General features: G+C 58.2%; 14 protein-coding genes. 7 read left to right on the top strand and 7 right to left on the bottom strand.

Features of this window, described 5'->3' with window-relative positions; translation table 11 throughout:
• The first annotated feature begins 23 nt into the window (after nt 1–23).
• Both AC0JZ1_RS14125 and AC0JZ1_RS14120 read left to right on the top strand, forming a co-directional pair.
• Entirely contained in the window at nt 24–386 is a 363-nt protein-coding gene (locus AC0JZ1_RS14125) for a DUF952 domain-containing protein (RefSeq protein ID WP_471882974.1), read from the top strand.
• Nucleotides 386–1471, top strand: a complete 1086-nt coding sequence (locus tag AC0JZ1_RS14120) for a quinone-dependent dihydroorotate dehydrogenase (protein ID WP_471882973.1) — start codon at nt 386–388, stop codon at nt 1469–1471. The genes AC0JZ1_RS14125 and AC0JZ1_RS14120 overlap by 1 nt, the downstream gene beginning before the upstream one ends.
• 265 nt (nt 1472–1736) lie before the next feature.
• Here AC0JZ1_RS14120 and AC0JZ1_RS14115 read toward each other — a convergent pair whose 3' ends face one another.
• From AC0JZ1_RS14115 to AC0JZ1_RS14105, 3 genes are read right to left on the bottom strand one after another with little or no spacing between them, the layout of a single operon-like run.
• The gene (locus AC0JZ1_RS14115; protein WP_471882972.1) at nt 1737–3071 is read right to left on the bottom strand and encodes an MATE family efflux transporter; all 1335 of its coding nucleotides are present in this window, start codon (nt 3069–3071) and stop codon (nt 1737–1739) included.
• A 38-nt stretch (nt 3072–3109) separates the two neighbouring features.
• On the bottom strand, nt 3110–3598 hold the full coding sequence (locus AC0JZ1_RS14110) for a CAP domain-containing protein (RefSeq protein ID WP_471883458.1): 489 nt from the start codon (nt 3596–3598) through the stop codon (nt 3110–3112).
• A gap of 5 nt (nt 3599–3603) precedes the next feature.
• Entirely contained in the window at nt 3604–3870 is a 267-nt protein-coding gene (locus AC0JZ1_RS14105) for a DUF6460 domain-containing protein (RefSeq protein ID WP_471882971.1), read from the bottom strand.
• Between the two features lie 152 nt (nt 3871–4022).
• On the opposite strand from AC0JZ1_RS14105, the gene AC0JZ1_RS14100 reads away from it, so the two are divergent.
• From AC0JZ1_RS14100 to pdeM, 5 genes are all read left to right on the top strand, one after another.
• Nucleotides 4023–4961: a class I SAM-dependent DNA methyltransferase gene (locus AC0JZ1_RS14100; RefSeq protein WP_471883457.1), complete on the top strand. Its 939-nt coding sequence runs from the start codon at nt 4023–4025 to the stop codon at nt 4959–4961.
• 103 nt (nt 4962–5064) lie between these two features.
• Nucleotides 5065–5688 carry a YitT family protein gene (locus AC0JZ1_RS14095; protein WP_471882970.1) on the top strand — a complete coding sequence of 208 codons (624 nt, stop codon included), beginning with the start codon at nt 5065–5067 and terminating at the stop codon, nt 5686–5688.
• Nucleotides 5688–6332: a YitT family protein gene (locus AC0JZ1_RS14090; RefSeq protein ID WP_471882969.1), complete on the top strand. Its 645-nt coding sequence runs from the start codon at nt 5688–5690 to the stop codon at nt 6330–6332. The genes AC0JZ1_RS14095 and AC0JZ1_RS14090 overlap by 1 nt, the downstream gene beginning before the upstream one ends.
• 73 nt (nt 6333–6405) lie before the next feature.
• Entirely contained in the window at nt 6406–8898 is a 2493-nt protein-coding gene (locus AC0JZ1_RS14085; protein ID WP_471883456.1) for a ligase-associated DNA damage response DEXH box helicase, read from the top strand.
• Between the two features lie 28 nt (nt 8899–8926).
• A complete protein-coding gene (gene pdeM, locus AC0JZ1_RS14080) occupies nt 8927–9652 on the top strand; it encodes a ligase-associated DNA damage response endonuclease PdeM (RefSeq protein ID WP_471883455.1) in 726 nt (241 codons plus the stop codon).
• Here pdeM and AC0JZ1_RS14075 read toward each other — a convergent pair whose 3' ends face one another.
• The 4 genes from AC0JZ1_RS14075 to AC0JZ1_RS14060 all read right to left on the bottom strand — a co-directional run bounded on the left by AC0JZ1_RS14075 (nt 9653) and on the right by AC0JZ1_RS14060 (nt 16980).
• Nucleotides 9653–10942, bottom strand: a complete 1290-nt coding sequence (locus tag AC0JZ1_RS14075; RefSeq protein ID WP_471882968.1) for a histidine-type phosphatase — start codon at nt 10940–10942, stop codon at nt 9653–9655. It lies immediately after the preceding gene.
• Nucleotides 10943–11025: 83 nt separating this feature from the next.
• A complete protein-coding gene (locus tag AC0JZ1_RS14070) occupies nt 11026–11838 on the bottom strand; it encodes a TIGR02186 family protein (protein ID WP_471882967.1) in 813 nt (270 codons plus the stop codon).
• The gene (locus tag AC0JZ1_RS14065; RefSeq protein ID WP_471882966.1) at nt 11835–12764 is read right to left on the bottom strand and encodes a sulfite exporter TauE/SafE family protein; all 930 of its coding nucleotides are present in this window, start codon (nt 12762–12764) and stop codon (nt 11835–11837) included. Before AC0JZ1_RS14065 ends, AC0JZ1_RS14070 begins: the two co-directional genes overlap by 4 nt.
• 325 nt (nt 12765–13089) lie before the next feature.
• Entirely contained in the window at nt 13090–16980 is a 3891-nt protein-coding gene (locus AC0JZ1_RS14060; RefSeq protein WP_471882965.1) for a peptidoglycan-binding protein, read from the bottom strand.
• Nucleotides 16981–17532: the final 552 nt, after the last annotated feature.

The raw sequence follows: 17532 nt of genomic DNA, 5'->3' as shown, positions 1-17532 counted from the left end.
CCGCTGAAATCACAGGAAGTATCATGGCCACAGTTGATCGTCCTCATCTGATATACAAGATTGTGCCGAAGGAATTGTGGCAGGCGGCGGAAAAGAAGGGCGTTTTCGAGGGCGCGCCCGTCGATCATGCGGATGGCTTCATCCATTTCTCAACGGCTGCTCAGGCGCGAGAAACCGCCAGGCGTCACTTTAACGGCCAGGCAGACCTGCTGCTGGTTGCCGTGGAGGCGGACAGGCTTGGGCAGGCGCTGCGCTTTGAGGTTTCCCGTGGCGGTGATCTTTTCCCGCATCTTTATGACACTTTGCCACTTTCCGCCGTTGAATGGAGCAAGCCTTTGCCGCTTGGGGCAGATGGCGATCACCAATTTCCCGAGGGTTTTGCCTGATGCCGTTTTTCGATCTGACCCGTGCCGCCCTGTTCATGCTTGACCCGGAACACGCCCATGGCGTTTCCATCAGGGCCTTGAAGCACGGCCTGGTGCCTTCCGTTCACATCCCGGATGACCTCAGACTGCACGTGAATGTAGCGGGGTTGGAATTTCCCAATCCCATCGGTCTGGCAGCAGGCTATGACAAGAATGCGGAAGTGCCGGACGCCATTCTGCGCCTTGGTTTCGGTTTTACAGAAGTTGGCACGCTGACGCCGCGCCCGCAGGCGGGAAATCCGAAACCGCGAATTTTCCGTCTCGTTCAGGATGGCGCGGTCATCAACCGCCTCGGCTTCAACAATGAAGGGCATGAGGCCGCTTTTGCGCGCCTTCAAGCTCAGAAGACCCGAGGAATTGTTGGCGTCAACATTGGCGCGAACAAGGATAGCGAAGATCGTATTGCGGACTATGTTGCCGGTATTCGCCGCTTCGCCAGCCTTGCGCGATACTTTACCGTCAATATCTCCTCACCCAATACGCCAGGCCTTCGCGATTTGCAGGCACGAGAAAGCCTTGCTGCCCTTTTAACGGCGGTTCTTGCCGCCCGTGATGAAGAGGCCGCAAAAAACGAGCGAACCGTGCCGGTTTTCCTGAAAATTGCGCCCGATCTGACCGAAGAGGGAATGGATGACATTGCTGCCGAAGTGCTTGCGCACCCGCTGGATGGCTTGATCGTATCCAATACGACGCTTTCTCGCACCGGCTTGCGCGATACGCGGCAGGCGGGCGAGGCTGGAGGTCTTTCCGGCAAGCCGCTCTTCACGCGTTCCACGGCAGTTCTGGCGCGGATGCGCAAGCGGATTGGGCCGCAGCTTCCCATTATCGGCGTAGGCGGTGTTTCATCCGCCAAGACCGCCCTGGAAAAAATCCGGGCCGGAGCAGATCTCGTCCAGCTTTATTCATGCATGGTCTATGAAGGACCGGGGCTGGCCGGAGCGATCGTGCGGGGGCTCTCGGCTGAATTGGACAAACTTGGTGTAAACTCAATTAGTAATATTCGAGACGCTGCTTTGGATCACTGGAATTCCGTGAAAATCGACTAGATGAAGGTAGTATAAACGGATTTTTTACCATGACACCCTTTAATGAAGGGGTGAGAAGCGACAGGTAATCACGCGCAATTGCGCTGGAAGTACGCAGAATTTTGCCGTATTCTCACGACATGTTACGAGGTGTAACATTACGAAGGAGGATTCGCATGCGACTGCATCTTAACCTGCCCGTCGTCACGTTTGGCGTTCTGATCATGAGCGTTGTCGTGTTGAAAGCTGGTATTTGGCTGATCGCGCCAGGCGCCTGAACAGGCTTTTACCGGAACGTGCTTCTGATCTTTCCTGGCAGCAGGATTGCAAGGAAGACGCCTCGAAACGCCAGGAACAGATTGAGGCTGATCCATAAGCCATAATTGGCAAATGCCGGCACAGCCACGCCAAGGCAGAGACAGTAGCCGATGAGGGACAGCAACATCATGTTGCGCATTTCCCGCGACCATGTCGCACCAATGAAGACGCCATCCATCTGAAAAGCCAATGCGCCGGTCACACCTGTGAGGGCGGCCAAGGGCAAGTAATGCGCGGCGATCTGCCGGACCTCCGGTGATGTGGTCAGCAGATTGATGATGGGCGCCCCGATCAGTAGAAATAGTGCGGCCAAAATCGCGCCCATCGCCAAAGACCATGTGGCCGTGAGGACAAGCGCGCGGTTGAAGCCATGGCGGAAGCCTGCCCCCACGGCACGGCCGGTTAATTGCTCGGCGGCCCCTGCCAGACCGTCCAGAAAGAAGGATGAGAGCAGGAAAATATTCATGAGGACGGCGTTCGCGGCCAGAACTGCGGCACCTTGGCTCGCTCCCATGCGCGTCATCAGCGCAAAGGCGAAATTCAGAACCAGCGAGCGGATGAGAATATCCGAATTGAGCCGGAACAGCGCTGCGAGTTTGCGCCGCTCGAACAATTCGGCTTTCTCTGGTCTCTCCCGCTGCCGCATTCGGCTGAAGATGATGAGCAGGCCCGCGAGCATGGCCACAACTTCCGCAGCACCTGTTCCCAAGGCAATGCCTGTAATGCCCCAGCCGAGCCACAGGCCAAACAGCAAAGTGAGAAGAATGTTGGTGCCATTGAGCAGGATCTGCAATTTCAGGCCCATTACGCCTTCGCCGCGCCCCAGCACATAGCCCAAAATGGCAAAATTGGCGAAGGTTGCAGGGCTGGTGATAACGCGGATGGCAAAGTAAGCGCGAGTGGTTTCCACCACTTTGAGGTCATCGCTCATTAATGGCGGAATAAAGTGCCAGATGAGCGGCGCAAGGCAGAGCATGATGAGCCCGAGGCCCAGCGCGCCGATCAGGGCGCGCAGAAGAACGGCATATTCTTCCCTCTCATCGCGCCGTCCGAAGGCTTGGGCCACGAGGCCTGTGGTGGAGGTTCTGAGGAAACTGAGGCTGCCGAACAAGAGGTCGAAGATGATGGCCCCAATGGCAAGGCCTGCAAGTGCAGCCGGATCTCCCAGACGTCCCGCAACTGCGGTATCCGTCAGTCCCAGCAGGGGCGTCGTGAGGTATCCAAGGGTCATGGGCACGGCAATGGAAAGCACCAGCCGGTTCGTGACCTCAAAGCCGAGGGATTGATTTTCCTGTGTGGTCATAAATTCTCATCAGGAACATGCCCAGACAAGATTTCCCGTCAGGCAGACAGAACCATGGCCCAATAGGGTCTCATTGCAGTGCTGGACCGTGCCATAGCCACGCCAACATGAGAATAGTTGCCGAGCATGTTTTCGAGGTGTTTTTTGGAATCGATCCATGCCTGAACGGCTTCGGCCACGGTGGCCTGGCCGGTTGCGATATTCTCCGCAGCCGGTAGCGGCACATCGTTACGCTTCATGCGGGTGCCGAAATTATCGCCGAAGCCGATAAGATGGCTCATCTGGTTGGCCTTGGCCATGCGGACGGCCTGTTCTGCGGCGGCGCGGCCGGTGGCGCTGCTGGGTGAGAGGGCGGAAAGCCCGTGTTTCTTGCGCAATTCGTTGACCAGCGGCAGTGCGCCGCGCGTGTCATCTGTTGCGCCATCGACTTTTACCGGGCCGCGCGAGGTGACGCAGCCGCCAAGCGCGAGAAGCGCGCCGCCGGAGAGGATGAGAAGGGTGCGGCGCGAAGTCTTGTCCATGGTCAATGTCATTATCGTCTGTAGCTGAAAAGTCTGAGAAGGATGAAGGCAGGGATCACGATCACCGCCCCGGCGATGAGATAGTCTCCCACCGCCCCAAGCGCGTGGAAGCCGCGATACCAGAGGTCGAGCACGAAGTTGCGGATGCCATAGACTATATCCCATGGATGGATATTGAAAACAGCCATGACGAAGCCCACGATCAGCGAGACGACGATGAGCTTGACGATGGTGCGTGCAGGGGAATCGCCCAGCATTCGGTTCATCTGATCAGACATTCCAGCCGTCCTTCGGTCTTTGCGGTCAATGCCTGGCACAGATATGGTCTTGTATCCCGCACCGCAAGTTTATGGTCCCGGCTCTCCAATAGAACTTGAGTTTTTTTATGGCTTCGTTCAGAAGCGGCCACCTCAAACAGATGATTGCGCTTATGAGCCAGCACCAGTTCTCCTCCGGCGATGCGATTGCCGACCGCCGCGCCGATTATGCCCGCATGCTGGCAGAGGCGGGGGATCATGCTGCTGCGGCAGAACTTTACGAGCAGGCGCTTGAGCTTGCGCCTCATTGGGTGGCCGGTTGGGTTCTCTTGGGAGATGCCTGCCAGAAGGCGGGTAAAATCGAAGCCGCCATTGCTGCCTTTACTCGCGTGGAGGCCATGGATGAAACGGGCCTCTTCGGGGCCAGCCTGAAGCTTGCCGCACTGGGTGCAGCACCGGTGCCGGAAACACCGCCATCGGCCTATGTCGAGGGCCTGTTTGATGATTATGCCGACCGCTTCGAAGCCTCTCTGGTGGAGAAGCTGAACTACAGCGTGCCGCAAAAGCTTTTCTCATTGGTCAAGCAACACGGGCCATTCGATCTCACAGTGGATCTTGGCTGTGGCACGGGTTTGTTTGGCGTTGAAATTGCAGGTGGGACAGCGCGGCTGGAAGGCTTTGACATTTCTGCCAACATGCTGCTGAAGGCGGAAGAGAAAGGGCTCTACCAGCATCTGGGACAGGCTGATCTTTCTGACGCGGATCTGGCGAATGGGAGTCTGTTCGGCGAAGGCCTGCCGCGCCATCGTGCCGATCTGATTTCGGCAGCCGATGTGTTAATGTATCTCGGCAGTCTCGACGTGACATTTTCGCTGGTGCGAGACCTGCTAAAGCCAATGGGTCTGTTCGCCTTCTCGGTGGAAGATGGCGGCACGGCCCAGGAGGGGTTCACTCTGCAACCATCGCTGCGTTATGCCCACACGAAAGCCTATGTGCTCGATGTGCTAAACCGGACTGGCTTCGAAGTAGTGGACCAGTTGCGGACGGACATTCGAAAGGATGGCGGAAATGACCTGTTTGGCATCCTGTTTGTTGCGCGCTTGAGCCTGTAGATTATAGCTTTCTTGCCATTTCTGTCAGTGACCCTGTCCTATCTTGAATCTCGAAATGTTGCGCTGCACAATATCAGTCTAAGACAGATACAAGGCGGCAGACATGGCTCTAGGATTTTACGGCGCAGATCCTTCCCGGCATACATTGGCTGAAGATACGCAAGGCCTCGTTACAGGCGCGCTGGTTTCCGGTCTTGGCTTTTATTTACTAAGCCGCGTGGGTTTGCTGACGGGCGGTACGGCGGGTGTGGCCTTCCTCATCCACTACGCGCTCAACATCTCGTTCGGTCTGCTGTTCTTTATCGTCAACTTGCCTTTCTATTACCTGTCCTTCAAGCGTTTAGGCTGGGCCTTCTCCGCAAAGACATTCGTCGCTATCGGGCTTGTTTCGATGATCACGGAACTTGAACAGCGCTATCTGCTGATCGGCTATCTGCATCCGTTTTGGGGCGCGCTCATGGGCGGCCTTCTGCTCGGCTATGGGCTGCTGGCGCTCTATCGCCACCGTGCAAGTCTTGGTGGGGTAGGCATCCTGGCAATTTATGTTCAGGAGCGGTTCGGCATTCAGGCGGGGCTTATCCAGCTTGCCTTTGATGCCTGCGTCATGGCGGCGGCGTTTCTTCTACTTGAACCCCTGGTGGTTTTCTGGTCCATAATCGGTGCCGTGGTGCTGAACCTCTTCCTGGCGATCAACCATCGCTCAGACCGTTACATCGTGGTGCGTTGATGGCAAATGTGAGCGAAGGCAAATCACCTGCTGGCTTCTGGGCATCCAGCACGGACAAGCATTCGCTGGTTGAAGATGCGCAAGGCGTGATTGCCGGTTCCATGCTGGCGGCGCTCGGCGTGACCTTGCTCGCTTCCGCACATCTTTTGATCGGCGGCACGGCGGGGCTTGGCTTCCTGATCCGCTATTCGACGGGCCTGAGCTTCGGTGTCGTTTTCTTCGCGCTGAACCTGCCCTTTTACTGGCTGGCCTATCGGCGACTTGGCCTTTCCTTCACCATCAAGACGTTTCTCGCCGTTGCGCTGACCTCGGTCCTGACAGAAGTGCTGCCGGGTCTTGTTCCGATCGGCGACATCCATCCGCTTGTCGCAGCCCTTTTTGGTGGCCTGCTTATTGGAACCGGGATGCTGGCGCTGTTTCGCCATCGCGCAAGCCTCGGCGGCTTCGGTATTCTGGCGCTCTATCTTCAGGAAAAGCTGGGCTGGCGGGCAGGCTTTGTGCAACTGGGATTGGATGGATTGGTTCTGGCGCTGTCATTCTTCGTTGCCACGCCCCTTGTCATTCTCTGCTCTGTGATTGCCGCTGTGACGCTGAACCTGACTTTGGCGATCAATCACCGCACAGACCGTTATATCGTGCGATAAGCCTCTTCTTTTTCACGCGGACATCATTACCTTCTGCTGCGTGACGAAAGCTGCTGCACCCCCAAAAGACCAACTGCCTGACCTTCTGCCTCGCCCGTTCCAGACATGGTTTGCGGAAAAAGGGTGGCAGCCGCGCGCGCACCAGATGGAGCTTCTGTCTCGTTCGGCCGCTGGCGAGAACATGCTGCTGATTGCGCCAACCGGGGCGGGCAAGACGCTGGCCGGGTTCCTGCCTTCGCTGACGGATCTGACGCGGCGGGGAAAGATACCGCCCGGCTCTGCGTTTACTGGCGTGCATACGCTCTACATTTCGCCGCTCAAGGCACTGGCCGTCGATATCGAACGAAACCTGATGAAGCCGGTGGCGGAGATGGGACTGCCTGTTTCCATCGAGAACCGGACAGGCGATACACCGCAGGCCAAACGCCAGCGGCAAAAGACCAATCCGCCGGATATTCTGCTGACCACGCCTGAGCAATTGGCGCTGCTGATTGCCAACAAGGAAGCAGAGCGCTTTTTCAAAGACCTGAAATATGTGGTTCTGGATGAACTGCATTCTCTCGTCACATCCAAGCGTGGCCATCTTCTTTCGCTGGGGTTGGCACGGCTTCGCCGCCACGCGCCGGAGCTTCGCACGATTGGACTATCCGCTACTGTCTCCGACCCCATGGATTTGTGCCGCTGGCTGGTGCCGCAGGGAGAAGAACCCGCGCTCCCGGCGGGACTTGTGCATGTGACAGGCGGTGCCGCGCCAGACATATCCATCATGACAACGCAGGACCGCATCCCGTGGTCAGGCCATGTGGCGACCTATGCCATTCCGGCTGTCTATGAGGAAATCAGGAAGCACAAGACAACGCTGATCTTTGTGAACACGCGCTTCCAGGCGGAACTTCTGTTTCAGGAACTCTGGACGATCAACGAGGACAATCTGCCGATTGCGCTTCACCATGGCTCGCTGGATGCCGGGCAGCGGCGCAAGGTGGAAGCGGCGATGAGCGACAACCGGTTGCGCGCCGTGGTGGCCACCTCCACGCTGGATATGGGTCTCGACTGGGGTGACGTGGATCTTGTCGTGCACGTGGGTGCGCCCAAGGGGGCATCGCGGCTGGCGCAGCGCATTGGCCGCTCCAACCACCGCATGGATGAGCCTTCGAAAGCCATCCTCGTTCCCGCCAATCGCTTCGAGGTGATGGAGTGTCAGGCAGCGCTCGATGCCAATTACCTTGGTGCACAGGATACACCGCCAGTGGGCGAGGGTGCGCTGGATGTGCTGGCCCAGCATGTGCTGGGCATGGCCTGCGCCGAACCCTTCGATGCGCTGGAGCTTTATGACGAGATCATCAGTGCAGCCCCTTACGCAGGCATTTCGTGGGAAACATTCGAGCGGATCGTCGATTTTGTTGCAACGGGTGGTTATGCGCTTCGAACCTATGAGCGCTACGCGAAGATCCGCAAAACCAAGGAGGGCCGCTGGCGCGTTTCCAACCCGCAAATAGCGCAGCAATACCGCATGAACCTTGGCACCATCGTGGAGGCAACCGAATTGAACGTGCGCCTCGTCAAGCGCAACCAATTGGGTGCTGTGGGGCGCGGGGGAATGTCACTCGGTAAGGTGGAGGAATATTTTCTCGAACAACTGGTGCAGGGCGATACGTTCCTGTTTGCTGGCAAAGTGCTGCGGTTTGAGGGCATCCGTGAGAATGAATGCCTTGTTACCAATGCCTTCACGCTGGACCCCAAGATTCCCGCCTATGCGGGCGGCAAATTTCCGCTTTCCACCTATCTGGCGGACCAGGTGCGGGCCATGCTGGCCGATCCTTCCCGCTGGCATGTGCTGCCCGATCAGGTGCGGGACTGGCTGGCGATCCAGAGGGACAAATCCATGCTGCCCGCTCGCGATGAGTTGCTGATCGAGACATTCCCGCACGGCAAACGCTTTTTCATGGTGGCCTACTGTTTCGAAGGGCGGTTGGCGCACCAGACACTTGGCATGCTTTTGACGCGACGCCTTGAGCGAGCCGGTGCAAGGCCGCTCGGTTTCGTGGCCAATGATTATGCGCTGGCCATCTGGTCCCTCAACGACATGGGCGAGATGATCGATGGCGGGCGCATTTCACTGTCTGACCTCTTCGATGAAGACATGTTGGGCGATGATCTGGAGGCATGGCTTGCAGAAAGCTTCATGCTGAAGCGCACGTTTCGCCAGTGTGCGGTGATTTCCGGGCTTATCGAGCGGCGACATCCGGGCAAGGAAAAGACGGGTCGGCAGGTGACGGTTTCGACCGACCTCATTTATGACGTTTTGCGCAGTCATGAGCCCGATCACATTCTTCTCGAAGCAACGCGAAGAGATGCGGCATCCGGTCTTTTGGATATCGGCCGTCTTGGCGCTATGCTGGAGCGAATCAAAGGGCATTTGCTGCATCGGCCTCTGACCCGTGTTTCGCCGCTCGCCATTCCGGTCATGCTGGAAATCGGGCGCGAAAACGTGGCGGGTGAAGCGCAAGACTTCGTGCTGCAGGAAGCGGCAGCCGATGACCTGATTGCCGAGGCGATGAGCTGATACCGACAGGCTGAACGAACGCATCATGATGAACCACAGACTGGCGCTTGCCGCCGCACAAACAGCCGCACCGGCTCTTGGCGCGGATATCGTGATCAACGGTGTTGCCGCGACCTGCGATCCGCTGGGTGCGCTGTACCTGAGCGAGCTTTCCTGTCTTGTAGTATCCGATCTCCATCTGGAAAAGGGAGCAGCCTTTGCCCGCCGCGGCATGATGCTGCCGCCCTATGATACGCTCGCGACCCTCAACCTGCTCTCTGCCGTTATCGCCCGCTATGACCCCCGGATCGTGATTTCGCTCGGCGATAATTTTCATGATCGCCGTGGCTCACAGCTGATGCCGGAAGCGTTTCGCGAGACGATCAACCATTTGGCGCGGGGGCGTGACTGGATCTGGATCAACGGCAACCACGACCCGGATGGCATTTTCGATTTGCCCGGCCAGTCCATGGATGAACTGCTGTTAGGTGGCCTGGTGTTTCGGCATGAGCCGAGCCTGATTGCTGGCAAAGGCGAGGTGGCGGGACATCTGCATCCTTCCGCGACGGTTGGCCGTCGCGGCAAATATGTGCGTCGGGCCTGTTTTGCCAGCGATGGGGCGCGGCTGGTGATGCCCGCTTTCGGCGTGTTGACAGGTGGGCTCGACCTGAAACACAAGGCGATGCATGGCCTGTTCGACCATGCTGTTTTGATTGCCCATCTTCTGGGGCGTGACCGCATCTATTCAGTGCGGTTCAACAGCCTGATCGGCTGATCAGTTGTAGTTGACGGCGGCTACTGCCGTCATATCCATCTTCGACTTGGCAAGCGAAGTGAATGTTTCCAGCGGGCACGCACCATCCACTGCCTGTGCCTCGCAGCCCGGCACTGTGACAATGGCCTGCAATGGCGGCGATGCTTCATTGATAGGTGAGGCATTGCGGATCTGGTCAAGGCTGGGGGCGACAAAGCCTAGCTTCACATAGGCACGACCGCTTTCATCATGCAGGCGTTCGAAGGTCAATGCGCCCGTGGGCGGTGTCTCGTCGTCGAGATAGGGCGGGATCTTCCAGTGTAGGCCAAGGATGGCGGCGATTTCTGCCTGCTGCGTATCACTCCCCATCAAGAGCAGCAGCTTTGCGTTAGGCGGTCCACCTTCAGGAGCTTGGTCCTGTGGGCCTGTGCTAAGCGCCAGCAGCAACTGGTTCAGGAAATTGGAGGCATCGCGCCTGGCAAGATAGGGTACGCGATTGCCGACATCGTATTTTACCTGACGAAGCTCTGACAAACGAATGATATCAGACGGCGTCGGTGATTTGCCGAAGGCGACCTGATCGACCGGGAAACCATTGGCATATTGCAGCAGGAAAACCTGAACGGCTGTGCCTGCCTCCGCCAAGGGGCCTTTGACGGAAACGCTGGCTGGCTTGGTTCCCTTGGCTTCCTTCACCTCAACGGTCCATTCACGAGTTTGCATGGAGCAGGTGCTGTCTGGCGCATCGCAGCCGAGGATTGTATCCATTTCCTTCATCAAAGGCTGTACCTTGGCTTTCAGCGTATCAAAGCTGCCACCCGCTGCTTCCAGAATGGCTGCCTTGCCCTTCACCGGATCGATCGCGCCAAGCGCTGTGTCTGAAGCGGCATAGAGGGGATCGACCTCTCCCTTTGCAAAGCCGACCTTGAGGCCGCAACCTTCGAACATGGTGGAAAGCATCACATTGCCGGTATCGATCGTGCGCTGCACTGGTCCATTTGCCCAGCCGAACACCTCCCCATTTGCCGGGCAGCCGGAAGCGGGAACGAGGCCCTTCGCCCGCAGCATGGAAACCTCCCAGCGGGCCAGTTGTGCTGCGGCTTGCGCGCCATGCGGCGTCAGTTGGCCGTCCGCCGTATCCCATTTTGGCCAGGCTTTCGCAGACATCTTTTCCAGCTCTTTCGTGCTGGTCTGCGGACGCACCCCGTGGCGCATCAGGGCGATGTATTTGTCGCTCGTCAGGTTTTCGGCAAAGGTTGCAGAAGCGATCAGACAAGCAGCAGCGGTAAGGAGCGCGGTTCTAAAATACATTGGTTTGGCCTCAAGGGGTGAATACCTCGGACAGCCTTAGGACCAGTCTGTGTAAACATGGTGACGCAAACGGCTGCGTGAAATCAATCCTTGCGGAAAACGATGCTGGCTCCCCAGCCGGTGATGACGGCAACGAGTACGCAGAAAAGGCCATAGGCGAGCGGCTTATCATGCGCGGCATCGGTAATGGCCTGTTCCAGGCCGGTTTTCACCACCCGCAGCGGCAGGTCTTTCTGTGCCACCAGAACCCCGCTTTTGAACAAGTAGGCATGAACGAGATGCACGCCATCCGGTACATTGGCCGGGAGCCGCAGCGTGGCGCGAAACAGGCTGGAACTGACAAAGCCGACGCCTGTCGTATCGTTCTGATAAAGCCCGCCGCCCACCTTCAGGCGACGATAGGCCTCTCGAAAATCGCTGAGCAACGTGGCATTGCCGAGATAGCCGGTGGGTGAGAGGGTGAGGTGATCTATACCCAGGCCAAGCCGGTTCAATTGCGCCACAGGCTGAATATCGTTCAAGGGGCGCGTGCTGGCGATGGAATAGGATTCCGGTACCTGCTCGAAGGTCATCGACCTTGTATTCATCCAGATGCCGAACACCCGCTCCTTGCGGCGCACGGTGGCATAGTCACGCGGGCCTTCCAGCGTCACCACCACATCATATTGGCCAATGGCAAGAAACAGCTCATCCGCGTTGGTCAGTGCGCCGAAGACGGTGAGATCGGCCCCGCGAAAATCGGATGTAATGGCGATTTCGGAGGTGGAGGTGCCAATCTCCAGCCCTTCTTTAACGGGTCCGCCCTGGCCCGGCAGGCTTTGCGCTGCGGCCATCTGGCCGGCAAACAACACCAGCAAGACTGAAAACAGGCTGAGGACGAACCGGGAGAACCTCATCGACCGATATTCCCCCCGATCTGGAGGGAGTAGAGGTCGGCAGGCGTCAGGACCAGATCCACGGCAAGGCGAAGTCCCACGGCCAGCACCAGAAGCGCCAGAAGGGCGCGCAACTGTTCGCCGCGCAGCTTCTGGCCAACACGTACGCCATACTGCGCACCGATAACGCCTGCCACCATCAATATGGTGGCCAAGACGATATCGACCGAATAGTTCGTCGCTGCCTGAACGACGGTCGTATAGGCCGTGACGAAGATGATCTGGAACAGCGACGTGCCGACGACGACATTGGTGGGGATACGCAAGAGATAGATCATGGCCGGAACCATGATGAAGCCGCCGCCCACACCCATGACCGAGGTGAGCACGCCAATGCCGAACCCGAGCGCCACCACGGGAATGGCGGAGAGGTATATCTTCGATTTCTTGAAGCGCATCTTCAACGGCAGCCGATGAACCCAGCTATGCTGGCCGGGTCGCTTCAACGGGATCGGCTGGTTCTTGGCGGCGCGCCGCATGGCCCGCACGCTCTCCATCAGCATCAGGCCGCCAATCGTCGAGAGGAAGGCGACATAAAGAAGGGAGATGATGAGATCCAGCTGGCCGAGGCGTCTGAGCCAGGAAAAGATCCAGACACCAACCGTTGCCCCCGCAAGGCCCCCAAAAAGCAAAACCGTGCCAAGCTTCACATCGAGAGAGCCGCGCCGAAAGTGACTAATGGCACCGGAAACGGAGGAGGCCACAACCTGATTGGCACCCGTTGCAACCGCAACGACCGGCGGGATGTTGTAGAAGATGAGAAGAGGCGTGATGAGAAACCCGCCACCGACGCCGAACATGCCGGACAGGAAACCTACAGCGGCGCCCATGCCAAGGATGATGAAAATATTCACCGATAACTCTGCAATGGGCAGATAGACGTTCACGGTGCGCCTCTCTCAAGCAGGTCCGAGCCAAAAATGCGTCAGCGGTTTCGCGTCCGGACTGCGTAACACAAACTAAGCAGGTCCGAGCCAAAAGTGCGTCAGCGGTTTTGCGTTCGAACTGCTTAAACAGACATAGACGGGGGCATTTTTGATGACCCCGCCCTTAGCGGAAATAATCTAACTGCAGCTCGATGCGCTACCACCAACATCCGTGACAGCGTCAGCGAGGGTGCAAAGATGTCTGCCCCCCTTCGTCATGCGATGTGACAGGAACGGTGTCAATGGCCAGATGGCGGGTTTGAGTTCCGCCTTCTGGAGCGTATCTTCAGCCGGTTGCCTTTTGCGCCTTGGCCTGGTGCTGCTCCAGAAGCTTGCGCACCAGTTCCTCGGTAATCGCGCCATCATCCTTCAAGCCATTGCTCTTCTGGAACATCTTGATGGCTGTAACCGTCTTCTTGCCCATCAGTCCATCCGGTTGACCGGCATCGTAGCCCGTCTTGTTCAGGATGGCCTGAATGTTGCGGATGGCCTTGCCCATGTCGATGGCGCCGGTGGTGTTCTCGACCTTGCCGATCCACTCATCCGGGATGTTGGTGCTGTTCGATTTCGGGTCCAGCGGTTGAGCCTTCCAGCTCTCAGCTGCCGTCTTTGCTCTGGCCAACTGATCCGGCTTCAAGGCCCGGCCAACTTCATCACGCTTTTCAGCCGCATCCTTATCACCGCCCTTGGCCGCGACAGCAAACCACTTGTAGCTCTCTTCCAAATTCTGCGTCGTACCATTGCCGCGGGCAAACAGGATGGCAAGATTGAACTGGCTATCAGCAATGCCGAGATCGGCTGCCTTGGTGAACCAGGAAACAGCGGATTTATAATCAGCAGCACCGCTTGCGCCCGATGCCTGCAACACTGCAAGGTTATGCATGGCGCTGGCGTTCCCGGCTTCGGCGGCGCTTTGATAAAGTGCAAGCGCCTTGGTCATATCGCGGTTTACGCCATTGCCTTTTTCATAAAGGCTGCCGAGGCGGTATTGCGCCGGTGCGAAGCCCTGATCGGCTGCAAGCTGATACCAATGCGCGGCTTGCCTCGGGTCCGCAGCGACACCGTTACGGCCTTCCGTGAAGCGAGAGGCAATTTCGAACATGGCCTGCGGATCTCCCTTGGATGCGGCGTCTGCCAGGGACTTTGGTCCGATCGTTGCGGGAACCTCAATGGATGCCGCTTCATGAGCAGCACTATCTGACGCGGGTGCATTGAGGGGCTGAGAATCGACGGGTGTGCTTGGAGCATTCGCCATCGCAGCAGGTTGATCGCCAGTTGGGTCGGCGCCTTCCTCTGCGGTTTGTGCACCGGGTTCCTGCGTCGTATCCATGGCGCCGCCTTGGATGCTTCTTCCTTCAGCGGGTGCTTCAGTCGCTGCGCCAGGTTCGATCTGCGGAGCTTTCGTTGGAAGATCAGGCGCCGGCTGCTGCTGGAGCACCGGCGAGGTCGCGGCAATTGGAGGCGGTGGCGTAACGATCTTGTCGCCGCGGGTGAGAGTATTGACCAGCGGCATGGTCATCAAAGCAAGAAGGATCGCACCGACAGCCATCAGGATGGGGCGACGATGCCGCGATAGCGTTCCCTTCAAATTCGCAGTTTGCGGTTGAGCCTTGCCCTTGGTTGCCGAAGAATTGCTGCGGCCACGGCCTTGTGAACTGCCCTTCAGCGGATCGGTTTCCATGGCGGCAGCCTTTGCCGCGCGGCGTGCAGCAGCAATATAATCCATCCGCTCGTTGCTATCTGCCCCGCCAGCATTGGCGGCCTGGCTGGCCCGCACGCGCTCAAGAATCTTGCGCACGTCCGGCTTGCCGGAACCCGGCTCAAGCAGATCGTTCTCGTGGCCGTCCGGCACAATGTCGGAAGGATCGATGGAAGGAACAGGCTCCACAACGGCGCGGGCGACCACGTCCTTGCTGCCCTGTTCATTTTTGCCGTTTGATTTGAAGCGCTGTGTCAGCGAAGCCAGAAAGCCGGATTTTGTCTTTTCTTCCGATTTATTGAGCGCATGTTCGCTTTCCTGCTCATCCAGGAAGGCAGGCGCTGTATCGTTCATCAACTCTTCGGCGGCACGCGCAAGAATGCGTGGTGCCGGTTCAGGCATCACAGGTGCGGCCATCGGCGCGCGAATTGCGGGTGCTTCCGGGGTCGATGCAGCCTGCGGCGAGGTCATGTGACCTTCCATCTTGTCCAGACGTCCGGCGATCTGGACCAAGGTGCGGTGGAGGCTGTCGAAGGTGTTTTGAGCACGCTCGTCCGAAGCACGAGCCAATTGCTCCAGATGGCGCAAATCCTCGGCAAGCGCGACGATCTGTGTTGTATCCTGAGATACGCTTGCCGAACCTGAAAGCGACTGGCCAGGCGCAGGCTTGTAGGCCTGAATGACGGTTTCCGCGGCCTGACGCGCTGCTTCGAGAATGTACTCGTCGCTGGTTGCCATATAGCTTTCGATGGAGGCGATGCGGTCGCCAAGGTCACCCGGTAGGGCGGCTGCTTCTCGCGGGGAGGCGCGGAACAGGGCAGTCAGATCAGCAATCTGCGCTTCGAGATGCATCAAAGCACGGTTGTCGTGCTGAGGGGCAGCGGTCGTATCGTTGAGGCGGCGGGCAATATCGTCCAGCCTTTGTTCGAGCCTGTCGAAGCCACCCTGATCCAGCAAGCCGCCACGGGCGGGTGCAGGACGATGCTGAATTTCTTCAAGACGCTCGGCCAGTTCATCCAGACGCGACAGGACATGACCGTCCAGCTTATCGCCGCTCATGGCATCCATGCGGCGGGAAAGATCAGAAAGATAGCCCGTCAGTTCCGCCTGATCGGTCTGCCCGATGCGGGAGGCGACTTGCTCCAGCCGTTCCTCAAGCCGATGCGTATCCTGCAACTGGGCAAGATTATCGAACTGTTCGGTCAGATGCGCGAGACGCTCCTCGAGCCGGCGCAGAGTGGCCTGTTCCTCGGCATTTTCGCGGGCGCGGCCATTGACGGATACGGCGCGGCTGATTTCATCGAGACGGCTGTCGAGCTGAGAGAACTGATCCTGCACGACATCCGGCATGGATGGACGCGCAATCAGGTCCTCGATCACCGTGGTCAGGATGAGAACCTTGTCTTCCAATGCCTGAAGGGCTGGGTTATCGCCCATCGTGCCGAGTTCGGACTTGATTCCATCAATGCGGTAGGCGAGCGCAATCAGCTCGCGCTGGATGCCATGGGTATCGAGTTCCTGGAAGCGATCTTCCAGCTCTGCCCAGCGCAGCTCCATCCGCTGAACGCTGTCCTCGCGGGCCAGCCCATCCATCATATGGCGCAACTCGTCCAGTTCCTGATGCAGGACTTCCGAGCCAGCTGGAGAACGCTGGTTCATATTTTCGATGCTGTGCGCCAATCGGGAGAGCTCATCGCGCAGCTCATCCGGCAGGCGGCGATCCATGGAAAGCTCGCGAATGGCGCTGATTTCGGCGCGCATCTGGTCCATCTCGCGGGAAATGCCCTCCGAGATATCACGCTTCAAATCCTGCCGAAGGGCCTGCAATGCGCTGACGATATCGCGCACGCCGAATTCCGATTGAGCGGCGGCACGGCCAGGAGCCGATTGTGACTCTGGCTGGCGGCGCGGCTCTTCGCGGAAGCGCTGGCGCTGAAGGGGTGCCTGTTCAGGCAGGCGAGCAGGCTCCGGGCGGGCTGCTTCCAGCTCACGCCGGTCATAGGCATCTTCGTATGCCGCTTCACGGCGTTCACGCGATGCTGGACGTTGCAGTGGCTGTTGCCGTTCGCGACGCGGGGCGGGCTGGCGATCCTCAAATTGTTGGGCTTCGGGCCGATAAGACGGCTCGACGGATGCCTGTTCTCGTGCGGCATACTGGTTTGCAGACAGGCGTTCGCGTCCCGATGCTTCGATCTCCCGGCGATCTTCCCGTGAAAGCGCTTGCGCCTGTTCGTCTCTTTGCTCTTGCCTAGCTTGGCTTTTGGGCTCCTGCTCACGGCGCTGCTCGCGCTCGCGCGCGGCACCCAGCATACGCTGACGCTGGCGAATCTCTTCCAGAATATCCTTATCGATACGCGGTTCACGCCCCGAAGTCTTGAGCAGGCCCTCGATCCGCGCCTCTAGGCTATCGATGGTTCTGTTCAACGCATCGAGCGAGCGTTCCCCGCGCGGATTAGGATTTTGGCGTGATCCGTTCATGTCTTGCTCGCTCGCTTTCGGCTGCGCTCATCCCAGGTCTGCTTCTCGGCTTCCAAGGTTCAGCCGCCCGGTGCGTGACTTCGTGTTGCGCGCAATCTACTGGCAATAAGCATCGAAGCTTGTTCGTGGCTTGTTGTCACTGCGCGAACCAAAAGGCCGGACGGCCGAAGCAGTGAAGGCTCCGGTTCAGGATCACCATTCGCGAAACGTGGTTAATACCGTGTTAACATGCTGGCACTTCCGTTGAGGAAATGCCTGAAAAAGCAAGACTTGTGGCTTTGGGGAGGATTTCTCAGGCGGATAAAGTGCTCGGACAGCCGATTATTATTTAATGCTATTTTTCGCATGTATTTAACGGCGCTTCGATGGCACACTCGGCAGGCGAGCGGTGCCTGCTTCAACTCCGCGTAAATGTTTTGCCCGCATGTTGCTTCCGGTCTGAAGCGCCCTCTGACAGTCCTCACCAAAGATTTTGTCGCAGTGCCCACTTCGTGATTGACGTTTACGCGCACGTCAATATTTTAGGGGCATGAATACCGGCTAGAAGCCGGT

Source organism: Affinirhizobium capsici, assembly GCF_977018625.1.
This window is presented reverse-complemented; position numbering and strand designations above follow the sequence as displayed.

What these genes read in the sequence shown, in the direction of transcription:
- AC0JZ1_RS14125 (WP_471882974.1), top strand. Translation starts at nt 24, where the DNA reads ATGGCCACAGTTGATCGTCCTCATCTGATATACAAGATTGTGCCGAAG.
- AC0JZ1_RS14120 (WP_471882973.1), top strand. Translation starts at nt 386, where the DNA reads ATGCCGTTTTTCGATCTGACCCGTGCCGCCCTGTTCATGCTTGACCCG.
- AC0JZ1_RS14115 (WP_471882972.1), bottom strand. Translation starts at nt 3,071, where the DNA reads ATGACCACACAGGAAAATCAATCCCTCGGCTTTGAGGTCACGAACCGG.
- AC0JZ1_RS14105 (WP_471882971.1), bottom strand. Translation starts at nt 3,870, where the DNA reads ATGTCTGATCAGATGAACCGAATGCTGGGCGATTCCCCTGCACGCACC.
- AC0JZ1_RS14100 (WP_471883457.1), top strand. Translation starts at nt 4,023, where the DNA reads ATGAGCCAGCACCAGTTCTCCTCCGGCGATGCGATTGCCGACCGCCGC.
- AC0JZ1_RS14095 (WP_471882970.1), top strand. Translation starts at nt 5,065, where the DNA reads ATGGCTCTAGGATTTTACGGCGCAGATCCTTCCCGGCATACATTGGCT.
- AC0JZ1_RS14090 (WP_471882969.1), top strand. Translation starts at nt 5,688, where the DNA reads ATGGCAAATGTGAGCGAAGGCAAATCACCTGCTGGCTTCTGGGCATCC.
- pdeM (WP_471883455.1), top strand. Translation starts at nt 8,927, where the DNA reads ATGAACCACAGACTGGCGCTTGCCGCCGCACAAACAGCCGCACCGGCT.
- AC0JZ1_RS14075 (WP_471882968.1), bottom strand. Translation starts at nt 10,942, where the DNA reads ATGTATTTTAGAACCGCGCTCCTTACCGCTGCTGCTTGTCTGATCGCT.
- AC0JZ1_RS14070 (WP_471882967.1), bottom strand. Translation starts at nt 11,838, where the DNA reads ATGAGGTTCTCCCGGTTCGTCCTCAGCCTGTTTTCAGTCTTGCTGGTG.
- AC0JZ1_RS14060 (WP_471882965.1), bottom strand. Translation starts at nt 16,980, where the DNA reads ATGAACGGATCACGCCAAAATCCTAATCCGCGCGGGGAACGCTCGCTC.